Source organism: Azospirillum agricola (assembly GCF_020005195.1).
In the GTDB taxonomy this organism is placed as follows: Bacteria; Pseudomonadota; Alphaproteobacteria; order Azospirillales; family Azospirillaceae; genus Azospirillum; species Azospirillum agricola.
Map to the genome: position 1 here is coordinate 139,005 of NZ_JAIFZR010000005.1, position 18,886 is coordinate 157,890.

Annotated in this window: 18 protein-coding genes; 6 read left to right on the plus strand and 12 right to left on the minus strand. The window is 72.0% G+C overall.

Annotation, left to right across the window (positions count from 1 at the left end):
- Positions 1 to 74: 74 nt before the first annotated feature.
- Together JN22_RS15495 and JN22_RS15500 are read right to left on the minus strand one after the other, a co-directional pair.
- Positions 75 to 1,352: a DUF5666 domain-containing protein gene (locus JN22_RS15495; protein ID WP_085554832.1), complete on the minus strand. Its 1,278-nt coding sequence runs from the start codon at positions 1,350 to 1,352 to the stop codon at positions 75 to 77.
- Positions 1,349 to 2,338 carry a DUF6502 family protein gene (locus JN22_RS15500; RefSeq protein ID WP_179166172.1) on the minus strand — a complete coding sequence of 330 codons (990 nt, stop codon included), beginning with the start codon at positions 2,336 to 2,338 and terminating at the stop codon, positions 1,349 to 1,351. The genes JN22_RS15495 and JN22_RS15500 overlap by 4 nt, the downstream gene beginning before the upstream one ends.
- Positions 2,339 to 2,524: 186 nt before the next feature.
- On the opposite strand from JN22_RS15500, the gene JN22_RS15505 reads away from it, so the two are divergent.
- Both JN22_RS15505 and JN22_RS15510 read left to right on the plus strand, forming a co-directional pair.
- Positions 2,525 to 2,722: a hypothetical protein gene (locus tag JN22_RS15505; protein ID WP_085554833.1), complete on the plus strand. Its 198-nt coding sequence runs from the start codon at positions 2,525 to 2,527 to the stop codon at positions 2,720 to 2,722.
- A gap of 89 nt (positions 2,723 to 2,811) precedes the next feature.
- Positions 2,812 to 3,450 (plus strand): hypothetical protein, encoded by a 639-nt coding sequence (locus JN22_RS15510; RefSeq protein WP_085554834.1) that lies wholly within the window; start codon positions 2,812 to 2,814, stop codon positions 3,448 to 3,450.
- A 10-nt stretch (positions 3,451 to 3,460) separates the two neighbouring features.
- On the opposite strand, the gene JN22_RS15515 is transcribed toward JN22_RS15510, so the two are convergent.
- The 6 genes from JN22_RS15515 to hflK form a co-directional block, all read right to left on the minus strand.
- Positions 3,461 to 4,231 carry a hypothetical protein gene (locus tag JN22_RS15515; RefSeq protein WP_085554835.1) on the minus strand — a complete coding sequence of 257 codons (771 nt, stop codon included), beginning with the start codon at positions 4,229 to 4,231 and terminating at the stop codon, positions 3,461 to 3,463.
- Positions 4,232 to 4,371: 140 nt separating this feature from the next.
- Complete coding sequence (locus JN22_RS15520) at positions 4,372 to 4,863, minus strand: copper chaperone PCu(A)C (protein ID WP_085554836.1); 492 nt, start codon at positions 4,861 to 4,863, stop codon at positions 4,372 to 4,374.
- Positions 4,864 to 4,942: 79 nt separating this feature from the next.
- Positions 4,943 to 5,350: a DUF2946 family protein gene (locus tag JN22_RS15525; RefSeq protein WP_085554837.1), complete on the minus strand. Its 408-nt coding sequence runs from the start codon at positions 5,348 to 5,350 to the stop codon at positions 4,943 to 4,945.
- Between the two features lie 222 nt (positions 5,351 to 5,572).
- Complete coding sequence (locus JN22_RS15530) at positions 5,573 to 7,147, minus strand: DegQ family serine endoprotease (protein ID WP_396021935.1); 1,575 nt, start codon at positions 7,145 to 7,147, stop codon at positions 5,573 to 5,575.
- Between the two features lie 207 nt (positions 7,148 to 7,354).
- Positions 7,355 to 8,230, minus strand: coding sequence for a protease modulator HflC (gene hflC / locus JN22_RS15535; RefSeq protein ID WP_085554838.1), 876 nt, complete (start codon positions 8,228 to 8,230; stop codon positions 7,355 to 7,357).
- A 13-nt stretch (positions 8,231 to 8,243) separates the two neighbouring features.
- Positions 8,244 to 9,446 (minus strand): FtsH protease activity modulator HflK, encoded by a 1,203-nt coding sequence (gene hflK / locus JN22_RS15540; RefSeq protein WP_085554839.1) that lies wholly within the window; start codon positions 9,444 to 9,446, stop codon positions 8,244 to 8,246.
- Between the two features lie 166 nt (positions 9,447 to 9,612).
- Here hflK and apbC point away from each other — a divergent pair, with 166 nt between their 5' ends.
- Positions 9,613 to 10,782, plus strand: coding sequence for an iron-sulfur cluster carrier protein ApbC (apbC, locus tag JN22_RS15545; RefSeq protein WP_085554840.1), 1,170 nt, complete (start codon positions 9,613 to 9,615; stop codon positions 10,780 to 10,782).
- A gap of 210 nt (positions 10,783 to 10,992) precedes the next feature.
- Here apbC and JN22_RS15550 read toward each other — a convergent pair whose 3' ends face one another.
- Positions 10,993 to 11,370, minus strand: a complete 378-nt coding sequence (locus tag JN22_RS15550) for a DUF983 domain-containing protein (RefSeq protein ID WP_085554841.1) — start codon at positions 11,368 to 11,370, stop codon at positions 10,993 to 10,995.
- A gap of 187 nt (positions 11,371 to 11,557) precedes the next feature.
- Here JN22_RS15550 and JN22_RS15555 point away from each other — a divergent pair, with 187 nt between their 5' ends.
- From JN22_RS15555 to JN22_RS15565, 3 genes are read left to right on the plus strand one after another with little or no spacing between them, the layout of a single operon-like run.
- Positions 11,558 to 12,538 (plus strand): ABC transporter substrate-binding protein, encoded by a 981-nt coding sequence (locus JN22_RS15555; RefSeq protein ID WP_085554842.1) that lies wholly within the window; start codon positions 11,558 to 11,560, stop codon positions 12,536 to 12,538.
- A gap of 31 nt (positions 12,539 to 12,569) precedes the next feature.
- Positions 12,570 to 13,493, plus strand: coding sequence for an ABC transporter permease (locus JN22_RS15560; protein ID WP_085554843.1), 924 nt, complete (start codon positions 12,570 to 12,572; stop codon positions 13,491 to 13,493).
- Entirely contained in the window at positions 13,490 to 14,287 is a 798-nt protein-coding gene (locus JN22_RS15565) for an ABC transporter ATP-binding protein (protein WP_085554844.1), read from the plus strand. Before JN22_RS15560 ends, JN22_RS15565 begins: the two co-directional genes overlap by 4 nt.
- A 15-nt stretch (positions 14,288 to 14,302) precedes the next feature.
- Here JN22_RS15565 and JN22_RS15570 read toward each other — a convergent pair whose 3' ends face one another.
- From JN22_RS15570 to thyX, 3 genes are all read right to left on the minus strand, one after another.
- Positions 14,303 to 16,078, minus strand: coding sequence for a monovalent cation:proton antiporter-2 (CPA2) family protein (locus tag JN22_RS15570; protein ID WP_223677749.1), 1,776 nt, complete (start codon positions 16,076 to 16,078; stop codon positions 14,303 to 14,305).
- A gap of 79 nt (positions 16,079 to 16,157) precedes the next feature.
- Positions 16,158 to 17,837, minus strand: coding sequence for an O-linked N-acetylglucosamine transferase, SPINDLY family protein (locus JN22_RS15575; RefSeq protein ID WP_085554845.1), 1,680 nt, complete (start codon positions 17,835 to 17,837; stop codon positions 16,158 to 16,160).
- A gap of 32 nt (positions 17,838 to 17,869) precedes the next feature.
- Positions 17,870 to 18,811 carry an FAD-dependent thymidylate synthase gene (thyX, locus tag JN22_RS15580; protein WP_085554846.1) on the minus strand — a complete coding sequence of 314 codons (942 nt, stop codon included), beginning with the start codon at positions 18,809 to 18,811 and terminating at the stop codon, positions 17,870 to 17,872.
- Positions 18,812 to 18,886 lie beyond the last annotated feature (75 nt).

Sequence of the window (18,886 nt, forward strand, 5' to 3'; positions counted from 1 at the left end):
AAGCGCCCGCCGCGCCCAGCCCCGGGGGCGCCCGGCCAGCCCGGCGCGGGACAGCCACCCCTCCGCGCCACCTCTCAGCGGACGCCCCCGGCTCCGCCGCCCCGCCCACCCGGCGGGCCGCCGCCACGGGAACCGAAGCCCCTTCCGCCGCGCGGCCCGCCACCATGGCCCCAGCCGCTGGAAAGGCCCGGCCCCGCCGGGCCGCCGCGGGCGCCGTCACGGTCGCCCCCTCCCGCCGGTTTGCCGTGTCCGCCGCCAAGGGGAGCGCCAAAGGGCCCATCCGGCCCGCGCCCCATGCCGCGCGGCCCATCCCGGCGGTCCATGTCGCCCCAATTCGTTCCCTCCGGGGGTCCGAAGCCCGACACCCCGTTTCCTGGCGGACCATCCCGCCGCATGCCCTCGCGCGCCAGCCCGGCGGCGCGGGCGGACGGATCCGCTCCGGGCGCCGCGGTGCCGCCCAGGGCCGGGGCACGGAAGGACCGGGAGTCGCGCAGACCGCCGCCCGCCCCCACCCCGCTGTCGATCACCACGCGGCGGCCCTCCGACGCTCCCGCGCGCACCTCGTCCCCATCCCCGTCGGCCACGCGCCCGTCGTCGTCGACGAAGGTCTCGACCGACAGGGCGTCGACGCTGTCGCCGAAGGGATTGAAGGGATCCGGCGCGACCGACAGCGCCAGGGTGGGGACCGCGCCCGGCCCGGCAACGCGGACCATGCTGCCGGCGGGCGGCGGCGCGGCGTCCGTCACGGTCCGCGACAGGGTGAGCCCGGCGACCGTCAGCGCCGTCGGCGACACGGCGTCGAGCCGGCCGCGCAGCAGCCAGCCATGCGCGTCGCTCCAGCCGTCGACCCGGCTGGCGTCGATGGCACCGTCGGCCCGGCGCAGCCCCGACACGGCGACCCAGGCGCCGGGGCGCAGGGCGTCGCGCCCCTCCGCGTCCGCCGCGTCGATCCGCTGCCCGAGCACGGTGGCCGTCGTCCCCTCCAGCCGTTCGACCGGCCCGGCGACGGCGTAGCGCACGTCGAGGCTGCGCGCCTCCAGCCCCGTCGGCCCGCCGGCCGCCGCCTTCATCGCCACCAGATGGCCGATCCGGACGGCCGCCGTGTCCACCGCCCGCCCCTCGATCCTCACGACGGCGCCCGCCGGCAGATCGACCCGCAGGCCGTTGACCCACACGCTGCCGAAGGCGGTGACGGTGCCGACGATTCCGGTGCCGCCGATGCCGCGATCGCTCACCGCGATCCCGGTGCCGCCGATGCCGCGGTCGGCGAGGCCCGCCTCGCGGCCCCCGCCGGCGCAGGCCGCGATCAGCAGGAGAAGGGACAGGATCAGGGAGCGGCGGCCGGTGATCACGGCGCGGCCCCATCTTCCCCGCAACCATCTTCCCCGCCCCCATCTTCCCCGCCCTCGTCTTCCCCGCCCTCACCGGAACCGCCTTCGGGCGCGTGACGGGCGCCGGGGGGGGCGCCGGGGATGCCGTCCGGAGCGTCGTAGGCGTAGAGACCGGCGGTGAAACGGTGATGGGCGTCCGCCCTGCCCTCGTCGCGGTCGGCCAGTTCCATGGCGAAGCGGTTCAGACGGACCAGCATGTCCATCCCCGCCCGCTCCGCCTCGATCCGCAGGGCCGCCACCGATGCAGGGGTCAACCCGTCATGAAACATGGCCCGCTCCAGGAAGGGCGGCGCGCCGCCCGCCAGATTGTGCCCGGCCGCGGCGACATGGTCGGCCAGATTGCGGCCGAAATAATAAGCCAGCTTGTCGACATCGCCACGCGGCAAATGGGCCGACACCACAAGGTGCAGCAGCCCGTCGCTCCGCTCCTCCACCAGCCCCGCATGGAGCAGCTCGTCGAGCAGCGCGCGGGGTCGGATGTCCTTGCTGACCCCGGTCACCAGCGTCTCGAAAGCCGCCTCACCCTCCGCCGAACCGGCGCGCGGCAAGGGGCGCGGCCAGCCATCGGCGTCCCGGTAGCCGTCATGGCCGAGCCAGCGCCCGAGAACCTGGGCGCCCAGCGACGGCGACGACGAGGCCACGGATTCGGCCGACGGGGCCTTGCCGCGCAACTGGCTGACATCCTTGCGGTGGACCCCGGTCAACAGGGTGATGCGGCTGTCGGTCATCGGCTTGTCGGGCAGCGCGAAGTCGCGTTCCGCCACCTCGACATACACCCCCTTCATCAGACCCGACAGCATCGGCCACGGGATCCCGAAATGGATCAGCGCCCGCACCAGCGGCGCCAGCACCCGCCTGAGCGCCACCAACACCGTCGGCGGCGGCGACGCGAGCGGAGTGGCGCCCCTTCCGGACGGGCGGTGGAGATCGGGGCTGCGGGTCGGCACGAACCAGGCACTCCGGGCAGGCGCCACGGCGGCGATGACCGTGGGAGATTTGCCCACAATAACGCGGATCCCCCAAAAGTGAACGGCGATTCCGCTTGATGTGGGATTTTTTCCCACGCATCATGATCAAACAGACCGGGCCATGCCCCACGCCGCCTGAACAACCGAGTCCAAGGAGAAACCTGGATGGGCCGTGACGACACCGCCGTCCCGCCGGGCGCGCTTTCGCCCTGCGACGCCGCCGCGCCGACATCGACCGTGGCGCTGCTGCGCGACCGTCTGGGCGACCAGCTGGTGTCCCTGTCGGCCGACCGCGGCGTGGACGGGACGGCGCCGCGCCGGGCGGGCTTCGGAGGGACGGGATTCTCGTCGTTGCAGTCGTGAGGGCGGCGCCGAACCGCCGCGGGGCCGGACCGGCCGAAGCCACGTCCCCGCCCCGTTCTTCCCCTTCCACCGGACAGCGAGCCCTTGCCATGGCGCCGCAGCTTTCCCCCAAGGCCACGCCGTCGCCCCCTTTCCTGGCCGGGGCCGGCGCGGTCGGCGTGCTCGCCAACGGTCTGGTCCTCTGCGCCCCGCTCTACGCCGCGCCGATGTACGACTGGCTGCGCGAGGACCGGAGCAGCGCCGGCCCGCTGGTCCTCGCGGCGGCCACGCTGGGTCTCTTCGGCCTCCACACGCTGCTGAACGCCATGCGCGCGAGACGGGACGCGGCGTGGCGGTTCGATGCCCTGTGGATACCGCCCTATCTGCTGGCTCTCGCCATCCTCCACCCGATCCTGGGCGCGATGGCGGTGGCCGGCGTGGCCGCGCTCGCCGCGCTGATCGCGGCCGACGAACTGAGCGCCCCATCGCCCTGGAGCGCGGGCGGGCGGGAGAGCCGGCCATGGACCGCCGATCCCTTCGGTCCGGCCGACGCCTTCCACACCGGGCTGCGCTTCTGCGGCGTGGTGTATCAGGCCCTGATCCTGGGCGCCGGGGCGGCGCTGGTGCTCCACGACACGCTGGCACCCGGGCCGTTCGCCGGAGCCGCGCTGATCGCCGTCGCGACGATGCGGACCGCGGTGCGGGTGACCGCCGCGTGGCGGACCCGGCCGGCCGCCGGCACCGTCTGATCCGGCCCCGTCACAGGCATTTCGACAGGACCAGCGGCTTTTCCGGGGAATAGGGCGGGCGCTCCGCGCGGGTCAGGATGGCGTCGGTGAAACGGTCCTCCAGGAACAGGACCAGACCGTCGGACCGGAGCTGCGTCGAGGCCGAATCGCCAGACGGGCCCGTGTTGACCAGCAGCCGGTTGCCGACGGCGAGCACCCAGTTGACCGGCGAACCGAACAGGGTGCGCGGCCCCACCCGCATCAGGCGCCCGCCGCCGAGCCGCAAGGCGCTGCAATCCGCCGCCCAGTCGCCCTGGAACAGCCAGGGAATCTCCGGCTGGGACCGCGCCGCCACCCAGTCGCGCGGCAGGGTCCGCGAGGCCGGCGGCAACGCCGCCCCGGCGGCGGGCGGCGGAGCCGGGTTGGAGAACGGCGGCCGCGCCGCCGTCAGCGTGTGCAGACCGACCAGCGCCAGCCCCATCACCGGCAGGACCACCGCCGCAACGGCAAGCTTGGCCGCCATGGGAAGACGGCCCAGCTCCCGGCCCAGCGGCTTGAAGGCGGCGGGACCCGACGGCGAGGGCTGCGGACGCCCGGCGAAGCTCAGGAAATCCTTGCGTTCGTAAACATTCTTGATCGGGTCGTAGATCTCGACCGCGACCTTGACCTCTTCCCTGCCGCCGGCGATCCGCGCCACCACGGCGGCGGCGGCGGCCATCGACGGCAAGCCGACCGTCAGGCGCCAGCGGTTGTTCCGCACCTGGAGGGCGAAATCGAGAGGGGGGTCTTGCGGGTCGCTCACGGCGGCTTCGAGAAAGGATGCGACGCTTGCGGAACGCGCCCGGCACGGCGGCCGGGCGCGGGAGCGAGCCTACATCAGGAGGCGATTCGCCGGACACTCTTTTCCCCGGAGACAGCCGGGGAGGACGGCCGGATACGGCGTCACGGCTTGTGGCCGCCCGCATCCGGGGCGCGGTGGGCGGGGGCCGCCTCGCCGGCTCCCTGGACATCGACCTGCACCGTGGCCGCGCCGGCCTTCTCGAAGACGAGCGTCAACGGGAAGCTCCTGCCCTTGACCAGGGGCTGCTTCAGACCGAGCAGCATGACGTGGAGACCGCCGGGCGCCAGCGCGGCCGGCGAACCGGGCGTCACCTCGATGGCGTTCACCGGACGCATCTTCATGACCCCGTTGTCCATCAGGTGGGTGTGCAGTTCCGCCTTCTCGGCGACCGGGGTGGAGGCGGACAGCAGGCGGTCGCCGTCCGGGCCGACGCTGTTCAGCACGAAATAAGCGGCCCCGTTGGGCGCGGACGGAGCGGTGGCGCGCGCCCAGGGGTGGTCGATCGCGATGGGGCCGGCCTTGTAGTCGTGCGCCAGGGCGCCGCCGGTCCCGAACAGGAACAGGGCGGCGGTAACGCGAAGCAGGCGGTTCATGGTGTTTTCCTCGGATACGGATCTCGGACAGGCGCGGACAAGCCGGACGGGACGCCGATACCGGCGCCGGTCGGCACGGTCAGGCGGTTGCCGGAGGCGCCCGCGCCCGGAGCGTGAACAGGAACCGGCCGGTGGCCACCGGCTCGCCGCCCCGCTCCCCGGTCCCGCAAGACACGGGATCGGCCGGCACGGACAAGGCGGCCGGCGCCGCCACGGCCAGAGCGCCGGCCAGCGGGCAGAGCGAGCAGGACGGCGCCGCCCTGCCGGTCCCGGAATCGGTCGGATCGTGGGGAGCCTTGCGGCCGTCCAGCGCCACGCTCCGGAAGCCGTCCGGCGTGCAGATGACGATCTCGGCGGCGTCGGCGGTGGAAGGCGCCATCCAGACCGGCATCCAGGCCCAGGCGACGAGCTGGAGCAGCAGCGCGGCCGCACCGGCCAGAAGGCCGGCCGGGCGTGCCCGCCGCGTCGCGTTCCGATGCCCGACCATGCCGCCCCTCACCTCGCCACCGCCCGCCTTCCCGCCATCGCCCCGACGACGCGCCGGAGAATACCCCAGAGCCGCGCACGGAGAACGCGGCATTTTCACCGGCCCGCCACGCCGCGGAAGAAATATGCGGGCGTGAAAAGCGGGTGGTCATGGAAAGGGCGCCGGCGGAAGGACCGCCGGCGCCCCGTCACACCACTGCGGGTGGCACCCGCTCCCCGCCGATCAGCTCAGCGGGATCGCCACGAAGCGGAGGTCGCCCTTGCGGTCGACCAGCAGCAGCACCGACTTGCGGCTCTGCTCCTTGGCCTTCTGCACCTTGGCGGTCACGTCCTCGGGCTTGCGGACCTCTTCCTGGCCGACTTCGAGGATGACGTCGCCGGCCTTCAGGCCCTTCTCGGCGGCCGTGGAGTTGCCCGTCACCTCGGTGATGACCACGCCCTTCAGCTCGGGCTTGATCTCGTGCTGCTGGCGCAGCTCCGGGGTGATGTTGGTCAGCTTCATGCCCAGCGTCTCGGTCGGCTTCTGCGCCGGGGCCTTGTCCTTGGGAGCCTGCTTGTCCTCCGGACCGGCGGCGAGCAGCCCCTGCTCCTCGGCGGCCTCCAGCTCGCCGACCTTGACCTGGATGGTCTGGGTCTTGCCCTTGCGCCACACCTCGACCGGGACGGCCTTGTCGATGGAGGTCTCGGCGACGACGCGCGGCAGGCGGCGCATCTCGTTGATTTCCTTGCCGTCGAACTTGATGACCACATCGCCGGCCTGGATGCCCGACTTGGCGGCCGGGCCGTCCGGCGTGACCGAGGCGACGAGCGCGCCCTTGTGGGCCGGCAGGCCGAGGCTCTCGGCGATCTCCGGCGTCACCGCCTGGATGCGCACGCCCAGCCAGCCGCGGCGGGTCTTGCCGTACTCCTTGAGCTGCGCGACGACCTGCTTGGCGAGGTTCGACGGGATGGCGAAGCCGATGCCGACCGAGCCGCCCGACGGCGAGAAGATCGCCGTGTTGATGCCGATGACCTCGCCGTTCAGGTTGAACATCGGGCCGCCGGAATTGCCGCGGTTGATCGAGGCGTCGGTTTGCAGGAAATCGTCATACGGGCCGGCGTCGATGTTGCGCTGGCGGGCCGAGATGATGCCGGCCGTCACCGAGCCGCCCAGCCCGAACGGGTTGCCGATCGCCAGCACCCAGTCGCCGACGCGCATGGCGTCGCTGTCGCCGAAGGGGACGGCGACCAGCGGGTGGCTGGTCTTGATCTTCAGCAGGGCGAGGTCGGTCTTGGCGTCGCGGCCGACCAGCTCCGCCTTGATGTTGGTGTCGTCCTGGAGGATGACGGTGATCTCGTCGGCGTCCTGGACGACGTGGTTGTTGGTGACGACGTAGCCGTTCTTGGCGTCGATGACGAAGCCCGAGCCGAGCGAGGTCGCCTTGCGCTGCGGCTGGTCCTGCTGCTGCTGGCGGTCGAAGAAGTCGCGGAAGAAATCCTCGAAGGGCGAGCCGGGCGGGAACTGCGGCATCTCCGGACGCTGGCCCGGCTGGCGCTGCGGCGCCGCCTGGCTGGTCGAGATGTTGACGACCGCCGGCAGCAGCTTCTCCGCCAGATCGGCGAAGCTGCCGGGGGCGGAGCGCGGCGCCGCCGCCTGCGCCAGCGCCGCGGCGGGCGCGCCGGCCACCACGGTCGAGGCGGCGGTCACCGCCAGCAGGAGAGCGGCGATCATGGGACGGACGCCCGCCTTCCGGCCGCCCGCGCGACCGTGAGCGCGGTCGAAGGCCGCCGCGGCGGGTTCGGTGTTGTGGGTGCTCATCGACTCTGCTCTCCCTGCCGGATCGCCGGCCTTAGGCTTGGGCGGCGGAGTCCGGATCTGTGTAGACCGGTCCAGTGTTGGGCCAGGAGTATGGCCGCAAAATGGCGCGCCGGTCCAGACGACGCGTGAGGAACTTTTGGTCGCGGACGTCATAGGCCGGGCCATGCAGGCACCCTGTGCTGCATCGGCCCGGCCGAACGCTTCACATCAGCGGGCCGGCTGGGCCGCCGGCGCTCCGAAATAACGGAAGAACTCGCCGTTGGGCGACAGCACCATGGTGGTGTCGTCCTTGTTCAGCGCCTTCCGGTAGGCTTCCAGCGAGCGGTAGAACCCGTAGAACTCGGGGTCCGCCCCGGTCGCCTCGGCGATCAGCTTCAGCGCGGTGTTGTCGCCCTCGCCGCGCAGGATCTGCGCGTCGCGCTGCGCCTCGGCGACGATGACCGTGCGTTCGCGCTCGGCGCGCGAGCGGATCTGCTGCGCCTGCTCCTGACCCTGCGCGCGGGCCTCGGCGGCCTCGCGCTCGCGCTCGGAACGCATGCGGGAGAAGATCGACTGGCTGGTTTCCTCCGGCAGATCGGCGCGGCGGATGCGGACGTCGACGATCTCGATGCCGAAGCGCTGCGCCTCGCCGTTCACCTGCACCTTGATGTCGTTCATGATCTTGGCGCGCTCGTCGGACAGCACGGCCAGCACCGTGACGTTGCCGAGCACGCGGCGCAGCGCCGAGTTGACGGTGGCGTTCATGCGGGTCTCCGCAACCGCCTCCGTCCCCGCCGTCTGGTAGAAGCGCAGCGGGTCGTGGATGCGGTAGCGGGCGAAGGCGTCGACGTCGAGGCGCTTCTGGTCGGCCAGGATGACCTGCTCGACCGGCGGGTCGAGGTCGAGCACCCGGCGGTCGAGGATCCGGACCTCCTGGATGAAGGGGACCTTGAACTTCAGGCCGGGCTCGCGGATGACGCGGCGCGGCTCGCCGAACTGGAGGACCAGCGCCTGCTGCGCCTCGTTCACCGTGAAGACGGACGAGCTGATGAGGACGCCCAGGACGACGACGCCGAGGCCGATGGCGGTGAGAGTGCGGTTCATGGTGCGTCCCTCCTCACCGGTTGGTCTGCTGGGGGGCGGTCTGCGTCCCCGCCTGCGGGGCCGCCGGACGCGCCGGAACGGATTGGGCGGGAGCCGCCGGATTCGGGGTGAGCTGGTTCAGCGGCAGGTAGGGCACGACGCCCTGCGCCGCGCTGTCGACGATGATCTTGTTCCGGCCGCGCAGGATCTCCTCCATCGTCTCCAGATACATGCGCTTGGCGACGACGTCCTTGGACAGCGCGTAGGCCTCGTACACCTTGCGGAAGCGGTCGGCGTCGCCCTGGGCCAGGCTGACGACCTGCTCGCGGTAGGCGGAGGCTTCCTGCACCAGCCGCTCGACCTCGCCGCGGGCGCGCGGGATGATGTCGTTGCGGTAGGTCTCGGCCTCGTTGCGGGCGCGCTCGCGGTCGGCGCGGGCGCGCTGCACGTCGTTGAAGGCGTCGATGACCGGGGCCGGGGGGTCGGCCTTCTGCAACTGCACCTGGGTGATCTGGATGCCCGACTGGTACTCGTCCAGCATGGCCTGGAGGAGCTGGGTGGTCGAGGTCTCGATCTGCTGGCGCGCCTCGGTCAGGGCGGGTTGCAGGTCGGTGCGGCCGATCACCTCGCGCATCGCGCTCTCGGCGGCCTTCTTCACCGTCGATTCCGGATCGCGGATCTTGAACAGGAAGTTGCCGGCGTCCTTGATGACCCAGAAGACCGTGAAGTCGATGTCGACGATGTTCTCGTCGCCGGTCAGCATCAGCGATTCGTCGGGCACGTCGCGGTCGCCGCGGCGCCCGTCGCCGGCCGAGCGGTAGCCGACCTCGATGCGGTTGACGCGCGTCACCTTGGGCAGCAGCACCGTCTCGATCGGCGACGGCAGCCGGTAGCGCAGGCCGGGCTGCTCGGTGCGGGTCCATTCGCCGAAGCGCATGACGACGCCCTGCTCGTCGGCCTCGACGCGGTAGATGCCGCTGGCCAGCCAGATCAGCGCCAGCACGCCGACGACCAGCGCGACGCCGCGCCCGCTGCCGAAACCGCCGGGCATGGCGCGGCGCAGGCGGTCCTGGCTGCGCCGCAGCAGATCCTCAAGGTCGGGAGGCGTGGGGCCACCGCCGCCACCGCCGCCGCCGCCGGGGGGACGCCCCCAGGGGTTGTTCGGGCCGTTGTTGCCGCCCGGCGGAGGCCCCCAGGGGCCGCCACCGCCGCCCCCGCCTTGATTGTTCCACGGCATACGCTTCGATCCCCCTTATGTCGTGCTCACTGTTTCGGGATGCGGGATGCTAGGCCCCCTTCCCTTGTCCATTCTCGACGAACGGTCCTATAGTGCCCCTCCCTTCGGAGAGGATTCCACCATTGGATATCCGCCCAATATCGGGAAGGCAGCGGAGTTTTCAACCATGGCGCAGATCGGCGAAGCTCAAGTGATGGCGGCGCTGAAGTCCGTCATCGACCCCGACCGGGGCGGCGACATCGTCAGCCTCGGCATGTTGTCGGGTCTGGTGGTGCGCGACGGGCACGTCGCCTTTTCCATCGAGGTCGACCCCAGGCGCGGCGCCCAGGCCGAGCCGGTGCGCCACGCCGCCGAGAAGGCGGTGGAGGCCCTGCCCGGCGTCCTGTCGGTCACCGCCGTGCTCACCGCCCACCGCAGCGGCCCGCAGGCGGCGCCCAAGCCGGCGCCCCAGCAGGGCCACGGGCACAGCCACGGCCCCGGCGGTCACGGCCACGCCCATGGCGCGCCCCATGGCGCCCAGGAGCAGAAGCCGCTGGTCCCCGGCGTGAAGGCGATCGTCGCGGTCGCGTCCGGCAAGGGCGGCGTCGGCAAATCGACCACCTCGGTCAATCTGGCGCTGGCGCTGGCCGCCAACGGGCAGAAGGTCGGGCTGCTCGACGCCGACATCTACGGGCCGTCGATGCCGCGCATGATGGGCATCTCCGGCCGCCCCAACAGCCCGGACGGCAAGCGCCTGGAGCCGATGGAGAATTACGGCGTCAAGGTGATGTCCATGGGCTTCCTGGTCGCCGAGGACACGCCGATGATCTGGCGCGGGCCGATGGTGATGAGCGCGCTCCAGCAGATGCTGCGCGACGTGAACTGGGGCGATCTCGACGTGCTGGTGGTCGACATGCCGCCGGGCACCGGCGACGCGCAGCTCACCATGGCGCAGCAGGTGCCGCTGGCCGGCGCCGTGATCGTCTCGACGCCGCAGGACATCGCCCTGCTCGACGCCCGCAAGGGGCTGAACATGTTCCGCCGGGTCGACGTGCCGGTGCTCGGCATCATCGAGAACATGAGCTATTTCTGCTGCCCGAACTGCAACCACCGCACCGACATCTTCAGCCATGGCGGCGCCCGCAAGGAAGCGGCCGATCTGGGGATGGAGTTCCTCGGCGAGATGCCGCTGCACCTGTCGATCCGCGAGACCTCCGACCAGGGCCAGCCGATCGTCGTGTCGCAGCCCGATTCAGAGCACGCGCAGACCTACCGCCGCATCGCCGCCCGCCTGTGGGAGAAGATCGGCGGGCCGGGCGCCGGCGGCCGCGCCGCGCCGCGAATCGTGGTGCAGTGAGGGCAAGCGGCCGCTCCGCGTGCCCCTTGCATCAGGCACGCGGAGACGCCCCTCTCCCTCAGGGAGAGGGGTTGGGGTGAGGGGGCGAAGCAAACTCTTCCGCCTTCGGCGGAATCCCCCTCATCCCAACCCGCGAACCCATCGGACGCCTCTGGCGTCCTCCGGGATTCGCCCCGCAAGGGGAGAAGGGCTCTGAGCGGGCGTCTTTCCCTACCGCTCCGACCCCGGCGCCCCGGTGCTCCACAGCAGGCCCAGCACCAGCCCCTTGCAGCGCGGCAGCAGGACCAGCGTCATCAGCAGCGACAGCAGCGGCCAGACCGCCATGTGCACCCAGGTCGGCGGCTCGTAGGTCTGTTCGACGCTGAGCAGCGCCGGGATCACGACGTGGCCGACGATCAGGATCGTCATCCAGGGCGGCGCGTCGTCGGCGCGCAGGTGGCCGTAGGCCTCGCCGCAGGCCGAACACGCCTCCACCGGCTTCAGGTAGTTGCGCAGCAGGCGCCCCTGCCCGCAGTTGGGGCAGCGGCCAATCAGACCGCGCAGCGACGCGACGAATTTCGAGGGTGCCGGCGTGGTGCTCGCGATCATGCCCTATCCTTCCGTGTTGCCCGCAATATAGGCTCTTTCCAATCCGGCGCCAACCCGACGGGCCATTCGCCGCGGGCTTTCCTGCGCCGCACGACCTTTTCCTGCGCTGCGCGGCTGGCGCGCCGTTGACGGCGGCGCGGCCCCGGTCTAGGGGATGGCTTTGCCGTTCCGCAGGAGAGACGACGCCATGACCTTCCCCCGCCTGTTGTGCGCCGCGGTCGCGCTGGCCGCGCTCTCGGCCCCTGTCGCCGCCCCGACCGCCGCCTGGGCGCAGACCAGGACCGTCGCCATCACCGCCATCGTCCAGCATCCGGCGCTCGACGCCACCCGCGACGGCGTGGTCGAGGCGCTGAAGGCCGCCGGCTTCACCCCCGGCGAAAACCTGAAGGTCGAATACCAGAGCGCGCAGGGCAACCCGGCCACCGCCGCGCAGATCGCCCGCCAGTTCGCCGGATCGAAGCCGGACGTCATCGTGCCGATCTCCACCCCCTCGGCCCAGGCGGTGGCGGCTGCGACGCGCGACATCCCGGTGGTCTTCACCGCCGTGACCGACCCGGCCGGCGCGCAGCTCGTCAAGAACCTCGACAAGCCCGGCGGCAACATCACCGGCCTGTCCGACCTGTCGCCGATCGCCGCCCATGTCGGGCTGATCCGCGAGGTCCTGCCGGCGGCCAAGCGGCTCGGCGTGCTCTACAACCCCGGCGAACCGAACTCGGTGACGCTGGTCAAGCTGTTCAAGGAGGAGGCCGCCAAGGCCGGCTTCTCGGTGGTCGAGGCGTCGGTGCCGAAATCGTCCGACGCCCAGCCGGCGGCGCGCAGCCTCGTCGGCAAGGTGGACGCGGTCTACATCCCGCTCGACAACACGGTGGTGTCGGCGCTGGAGAGCGTGATCGCGGTCGGCCAGCAGGCCAAGCTGCCGGTCTTCTCGGGCGACACCGACAGCGTCGGGCGCGGCACGGCGGCGTCGATCGGTTTCGATTATCTCCAGGTCGGCAAGCAGACCGGCGAGATCGTCGCCCGCGTGCTGAAGGGCGAGAAGCCGGGCGACATCCCGGTCGGCAACGCCAAGGGCACCGATCTGGTGGTGAACCCGAAGTCGGCGGCGGCGATGGGGCTGACCCTGCCCGATGATCTGGTCAAGCGGGCGACGAAGGTCGTCGGGCAGTAACGTCAACCCCCACGCCAAGCGCCGCCCCCCCATGAGTGAAATCGCCCTCTTCGGCGCCGTCGAGATCGGACTCGTCTACGCGCTGGTCGCCATCGGCGTGTTCCTGTCCTTCCGCATCCTCGACTTCCCCGATCTGACCGTCGACGGCAGCTTCCCGCTGGGGGCCGCCGTCTGCGCCGTGCTGCTGATCGCCGGGGTCAACCCCTGGCTGGCCAGCCTCGCGGCGGCGCTGGCCGGGGCGGCGGCCGGGCTGGTCACGGCGCTGCTGAACGTGCGCTTCAAGATCCTGCACCTGCTCGCCAGCATCCTGACGATGATCGCGCTGTTCTCGGTCAACCTGCGGGTGATGGGGCGGCCGAACGTGGCGCTGCTGATGCAGGACACGGTGCTGACGCCCTTCTACGGGCTGGGAATCCCCGACCACGTCGTGCGGCCGCTGGTGGTGCTGGTCATCGTCGCGGTGGTGGCGGCACTGCTGGCCCGCTTCCTCGCCAGCGAGTTCGGGCTGGCGATGCGGGCGACCGGGGTCAACGCGCGGATGGCCCGCGCCCAGGGCATCGACACCGACGCCCATGTCTACGCCGGCATCGCGCTGTCCAACGCGCTGTGCGGGCTGGCCGGCGCGCTGTTCGCCCAGACCAACGGCTTCGCCGACGTCACCACCGGCATCGGCACCATCGTCGTCGGGCTGGCCGCCGTCATCGTCGGCGAGACGGTGCTGCCGGCCCGCAGGCTGGCGCTGATGCTGGTCGGCTGCGTCGCCGGCTCGATCCTCTACCGGCTGGCGGTGCAGTTCGCGCTGTCGGCCGACGCCATCGGGTTGCAGGCTTCCGACCTCAACCTCGTCACGGCGCTGCTGGTCGCCGTCGCGCTGATCCTGCCGCGCCTGAAAGCGAAGGCCGGCGCCCGGAAAACCGGCGGGAGCGTCGCGCCCAGCGGGAGGGCCGCAAAATGATCGCCGTCCAGGACATCCACGTCACCTTCGGGCGCGGCACGCCGCTGGAGAAGCACGCGCTGCGCGGCATCGACCTGACCATCCCGGAGGGCCAGTTCGTCACGGTGATCGGCTCCAACGGGGCGGGCAAATCGACCTTCCTCGGCGCGCTGGCCGGCGACGTGCTGGCCGAACAGGGCCGCATCGCCATCGACGACACCGACGTCACCCGCTGGGACACGCCGCGCCGCGCCGGGCTCGTCGCCCGTGTCTTCCAGGACCCGATGGCCGGAAGCTGCGCCGCGCTGACCATCGAGGAGAACATGGCGCTGGCCGCCGCGCGCGGGCGACGGCGCGGGCTGGCCCTGGCGCTGGGCGGCGACCGGCGGCGCGGCTTCCAGGAGCGCATCGCCGCGCTCGGGCTCGGGCTGGAGACCCGCTTGCAGGACCGCATGGGCCTGCTGTCGGGCGGGCAGCGGCAGGCGGTCAGCCTGCTGATGGCGGCGCTGGCCGGCTCGAAGATCCTGCTGCTCGACGAGCACACGGCGGCGCTCGACCCGGCCACCGCCGACTTCGTGCTCGACCTCACCCGGCGGATCGTCCGCGAGAGCCGGCTGACCACGCTGATGGTCACCCATTCGATGCGGCAGGCGCTCGATTACGGCGACCGCACGCTGATGCTGCACGAGGGCCGGATCGTGCTCGACGTGGCGGGGGAGGAGCGCGCCGGGCTCGACGTGCCGCATCTGCTGGCGCTGTTCGCCCGGCAGCGCGGCGGGGCGGAGATCAGCGACGACAGCCTGTTGATCGGCTGACCGCCGCGCGCCGGATCACCGCTCCGCGCGGTCGGCCTCGAAGAGGGATTGCAGTTCCTCGGCCGCCTGCCGCGTGGTCTGGATCAGGCGTCCCTCGTCGTGATGGACGGCGTGCTGACGGACCAGCGTGCGCTCGTCGTGGGCGCGGAAGGTGTCGATCGTCCGCGCCACCTCATCATCCGCCACGCCAAGCTCGCGCAGCACGTCGGCGGTCAGGCGCAGGCTCGAATCGAAGGTCTCGCGCACCGGGTTTTCGACGCCCCGGTCCATCAGCTGGTGGACGTGCCAGCGGTTGCGGGCGCGCACGAACAGGGTCAGGTTGGGGAAATGGCGCCGCGCCACCTCGACGACGCGCAGCGATTCCTCGGTCTCGGCCAGGGCGACGACCAGCACGCGCGCCTTCTCCGCCCCGGCGGCGCGCAGCAGTTCCACGCGGGTCGGGTCGCCGTAATAGACCTTGTTGCCGAACTTCCGCACGAAATCGACCTGGGCGGCGTTCTTCTCCAGCGCGGTGAAGGGGATGCCGCGCATCCGCAGCACGCGCCCGACCACCTGCCCGACCCGGCCGAAGCCGCAGATGATGACCGGCGAGCCGTCCTCGGCGATGGAATCGAAGGGCCGCCTGGGCTTGGCGAGCAGGCGCGGCACCAGCCAGCGCTCCGCCGCGGCGAAGACGAAGGGGGTGGCGATCATCGACAGCGTCACCACCAGCATCGCCGCCGACGCCTGCTCCTGCGCCATCGAGCCGCCGGCCACCGCCAGCCCGAACAGCACGAATCCGAACTCGCCGCCCTGGCTCAGCACCGCGCCCATGCGGATGGCGCCGGCGACCGGCACCCCGGCGATTCGCGCCAGCACCACCATCACCAGCGCCTTGGCCGCCATCACGCCGAGCGCCAGCGCGACGAAGCGCAGCGGCTGCGCCATCAGCGCCGGCAAATCCGCCCCCATCCCGACCGAGACGAAGAACAGCCCGAGCAGCAGCCCCTCGAAGGGCTGGATGTCGGCCTGCACCTCGTGCCGGTACTCCGAGTCGGAGAGCAGGACGCCGGCCATGAAGGCGCCGAGCGACATGGACAGCCCGGCCTCCTCGACCAGCACCGCCGTGCCGATGACGACCAGCAGGGCGGTCGCCGTGAAGATCTCCGGACTCCCGGCGCGGTCGACGACGCGGAACAGCGGCCGCAGCAGGAAGCGCCCGCCGACCAGCACGACGGCGACGGCCGCCGCCGCCTTGGCGACCGCGACCCAGGCGCCGTCGGCGTCGGGAACCGAACCGTTGCCGAGCAGCGGCAGCAGCGCCACCGCCGGGATGATCGCCAGATCCTGGAACAGCAGCACGGAGAAGGCGTTGCGCCCGGACTGGTTGGCGAGCAGCCCGCGCTCGGCCAGCATCGGCAGCGCCATGGCGGTGGAGGACAGCGCCAGCCCGAAGCCGATCACCAGGGCGGCGGGCACCGGCAGGCCGAGCAGCACGATCCCCAGCCCGGCGACCAGCGCCGCCGTGACGCCGACCTGCGCGCCACCCAGCCCCAGCACCGACTTGCGCATGACCCACAGGCGGGCCGGCCGCAGCTCCAGCCCGATCAGGAACAGCAGCATCACCACGCCGAGTTCGGAGGCGTGCCCGATGGCCTCGACGTTGGTGACCAGCCCGAGCCCCGCCGGCCCCACCGCCAGCCCGGCGGCGAGATAGCCGAGCGGCGCCCCGAATCCGAACCGCTTCGCCACCGGCACGGCGACGACCATCGCCACCAGCAGCACCACCACCGTCACCAGACCCGCCATCATCCCCCGCCCGACCCGGTTCTGTTCAGACTATGGACGGAAAGCGGAGACGGGCGGGAGGCTTTTCCGACGGATCGGCCGGTCAGCCGAGATCGAAGGAGAAGGAGGCGCGCCCCTGCCCGGCCGCCGCGCGCTGCCACATCGCGCCGAACGCCGCCTCCAACGCGCGGGTGAAGCGCACCCCGTCCAGAGCGGGAGAGGCCGTCAGCCGGTCGCGCAGCCCGGCGCGCAGCCCGGCGAGCGCCGTGGAATCGGAAACCAGCGCCGCCGCCATGGCGACGTAGGCGTCCTCGTCCTCAACCGCCAGGGCCGACAGCCCGGCCGAGGCGAGGTGCGTCGCCGCGCGGCGCGCGCCGAAGCGGTCGCCGGCCAGCGTCACCACCGGCACGCCCATCCACAGCGACTCCAGCGTCGCCACCCCGCCGGACCAGGGAAAGGGGTCGAGCGCCACATCGACCGCGCCATAACCGGCCAGGATGTCCTGGTGCGACTCCCCGCCCCGCAGGTCGAGTCGCGCCGGATCGAGTCCGGCGGCGGCGAACAGGGCGCCCGTGCGCGCCCGCTGCTCCACACCCTCCAGCCCCGCCGCGCGCAGCATCAGCCGCGCCCCCGGCACCGCCGCCAGCACGCGCGCCCACAGGGCGGCGACCGCCGGATTCAGCGAGGACAGCGCGTTGAAGGAGCCGAAGGTCGGATGGCCGCGCTCCAGCATGGGAAGCGGCGCCACCGCCGGCGCATCCTCCGGCGGCTCCCAGGGAACATGGGCGTCGGGCATGCGGACGATGCCCTCGATGGCCCAGCCGTCGGCGCCCTCGGGACTCAGCCGGTGGTCGGAGATCAGGTAGTCCATCGCCGGCAGGCCGGTGGTCCCGGCGTAGCCGGCCCAGGTCACCTGAACCGGCGCCGCGCGCCGGGCGAAGACTCCCAGCCGGTTGCCGGGGCCGTGACCGGCCATGTCGACGAGGATGTGGATGTTGTCAGCACGGATCCGCGCCAGCAGAGCGTCGTCGCCCATCCCGGCGGTTTCCACCCAGGCGTCGGCGTGCGCCTTCAATCGCTCGGTCGTTCCGCGCGGGTGGGCGACGTCGGCGTAGCACACGGTTTCCACCGCGTCGCGGTCGTGCGCGGCCAGCACCACGCCCAGCGGCTGTGCGGACCGGTTCGGCAGGACGTAGCCGATCCTCAGCTTCGGCGCCGGAGGCGTCACGGCGGGGGCCGGACGGTCGGGGTGGCGGGCTCCCCAGTCGGCGTGGGCCTGCGCCACCCGCGCCATGGTCGGGCCGGGATCGTGCTGCATCAGGAAAAGCCGCGCCCCATGCGGCGAATCGGCCTCGGGCTCCAGGCGCAAGGCGCGCTCCACCCCGGCCCGCGCCTCGGCCGGACGGCCCTGCGCCAGCAGCGCGCGGGTGGCGTGGAGGCACCAGACCTCCGCCCAGGCCGGATCGAGGACGAGCGCCCGCCGCAGGCAACCCTCGGCCAGCGCGGCGGGGGCGGCGTCGCACAGGCCGCGCAGCACCACGAGCAGCCCGTTTCCGGCGATCGCCAGCCCACCATCGAGATTCAGCGCCCCGGCGTAGGCCTGGACGGCTCCCAGCGCGTCGCCCGCGCTCTCCAGCACCAACCCGTAATGAGCCCACCATGCGGCGACTCCGGGACGGGCGGCGATCGCCTGGGCGATGAGGTCCAGCGCCTCGTCGAGACGCCCCGCCTGCGCCGCGATCAGGCCCTGGCGATGGCAGCCCTCGGCCTGTTCCGGCGTCATGGCGATGCTTCTCCGATCAGGATCAGGGCCGCTCAGGAATCGGCGCGGCCGAGCTGGTCCATCAGTTCGCGCCATTCGCGCTTGGTCAGGCCGCTGGTCTCCTGCGTCACCGGCTCGCCGGCCAACAGGCGCTTGACGACCTCCAGGCCGGTCTTCGACAGGTGGCCGCCGCCCAGCCGGTACTCGCTGAACGCCTCGTACACCGCCGGGACCCAGCGGCGGACGATGTCGAGCATCGCCTCGGCGTAGACGCGGATCTCGTACTGGGCGTGGCTGTCGGCGCGCAGCGACAGGAAATGCAGCAGATTCTGGAGGTCCACCTTCCAGTACCACTGGGTGTAGTAGTTCAGCGGCAGGTTCATGCGCGCCAGCTCGCGCGCCAGCCCCTGGCGGGACGGGTCGATGACGCTGCCGTCCTCGCGGTGGTTCAGCATCTCCTCGTAGCTGTCGTAGGCGCGCTCGGAATCGGCGCGCAGCAGCGCCAGCACCGAGGCGGCCTCCTCGCCCTCCAGCACGTCGCCCCGGCCCTGGCGGTTGACCACCGCCTGGGCGCCGAGCTGTTCCGGCGCCGGGATGTAGAACTCGCGGTCGAGGATCGAGTAGCGCGCCGAATACTCGTTCACGTTGGCCGTGCGGTGGCGGATCCACTGGCGGGCGACGAAGATCGGCAGCTTCACATGGAACTTGATCTCGCACATCTCGAACGGGGTCGAGTGGCGGTGGCGCATCAGGTACTTGATGAGGCCGGCGTCCTCGCTGACCTTCTTGGTGCCCTTGCCGTAGGAGACGCGCGCCGCCTGGACGACGGCGGAATCGTCGCCCATGTAGTCGATGACCCGGACGAAGCCATGGTCGAGAACCTCGACCGGCTGGTAGAGGATCTCCTCCAGCGCCGGAACGGTGGCGCGGCGGGTGGTGGCGGTGACGGCGCGCAGGCGATCGATTTCGTCGCGCTGCTCGGGCGTGATCGGCATGGTGACTCCGGGGCTTCGATGGCCGGCACTCTACCCCGTGGGCCTCGCCCGTTCCAAGCACGCTATGGTGACGCA

Excerpts from the sequence above, each read along its gene's own strand:
- JN22_RS15505 (WP_085554833.1), top strand. The coding sequence starts at position 2,525 with ATGGGCCGTGACGACACCGCCGTCCCGCCGGGCGCGCTTTCGCCCTGC.
- JN22_RS15510 (WP_085554834.1), top strand. The coding sequence starts at position 2,812 with ATGGCGCCGCAGCTTTCCCCCAAGGCCACGCCGTCGCCCCCTTTCCTG.
- JN22_RS15520 (WP_085554836.1), bottom strand. The coding sequence starts at position 4,863 with ATGAACCGCCTGCTTCGCGTTACCGCCGCCCTGTTCCTGTTCGGGACC.
- JN22_RS15525 (WP_085554837.1), bottom strand. The coding sequence starts at position 5,350 with ATGGTCGGGCATCGGAACGCGACGCGGCGGGCACGCCCGGCCGGCCTT.
- JN22_RS15530 (WP_396021935.1), bottom strand. The coding sequence starts at position 7,147 with ATGAGCACCCACAACACCGAACCCGCCGCGGCGGCCTTCGACCGCGCT.
- hflC (WP_085554838.1), bottom strand. The coding sequence starts at position 8,230 with ATGAACCGCACTCTCACCGCCATCGGCCTCGGCGTCGTCGTCCTGGGC.
- hflK (WP_085554839.1), bottom strand. The coding sequence starts at position 9,446 with ATGCCGTGGAACAATCAAGGCGGGGGCGGCGGTGGCGGCCCCTGGGGG.
- apbC (WP_085554840.1), top strand. The coding sequence starts at position 9,613 with ATGGCGCAGATCGGCGAAGCTCAAGTGATGGCGGCGCTGAAGTCCGTC.
- JN22_RS15550 (WP_085554841.1), bottom strand. The coding sequence starts at position 11,370 with ATGATCGCGAGCACCACGCCGGCACCCTCGAAATTCGTCGCGTCGCTG.
- JN22_RS15555 (WP_085554842.1), top strand. The coding sequence starts at position 11,558 with ATGACCTTCCCCCGCCTGTTGTGCGCCGCGGTCGCGCTGGCCGCGCTC.
- JN22_RS15560 (WP_085554843.1), top strand. The coding sequence starts at position 12,570 with ATGAGTGAAATCGCCCTCTTCGGCGCCGTCGAGATCGGACTCGTCTAC.
- JN22_RS15565 (WP_085554844.1), top strand. The coding sequence starts at position 13,490 with ATGATCGCCGTCCAGGACATCCACGTCACCTTCGGGCGCGGCACGCCG.
- JN22_RS15570 (WP_223677749.1), bottom strand. The coding sequence starts at position 16,078 with ATGATGGCGGGTCTGGTGACGGTGGTGGTGCTGCTGGTGGCGATGGTC.
- JN22_RS15575 (WP_085554845.1), bottom strand. The coding sequence starts at position 17,837 with ATGACGCCGGAACAGGCCGAGGGCTGCCATCGCCAGGGCCTGATCGCG.
- thyX (WP_085554846.1), bottom strand. The coding sequence starts at position 18,811 with ATGCCGATCACGCCCGAGCAGCGCGACGAAATCGATCGCCTGCGCGCC.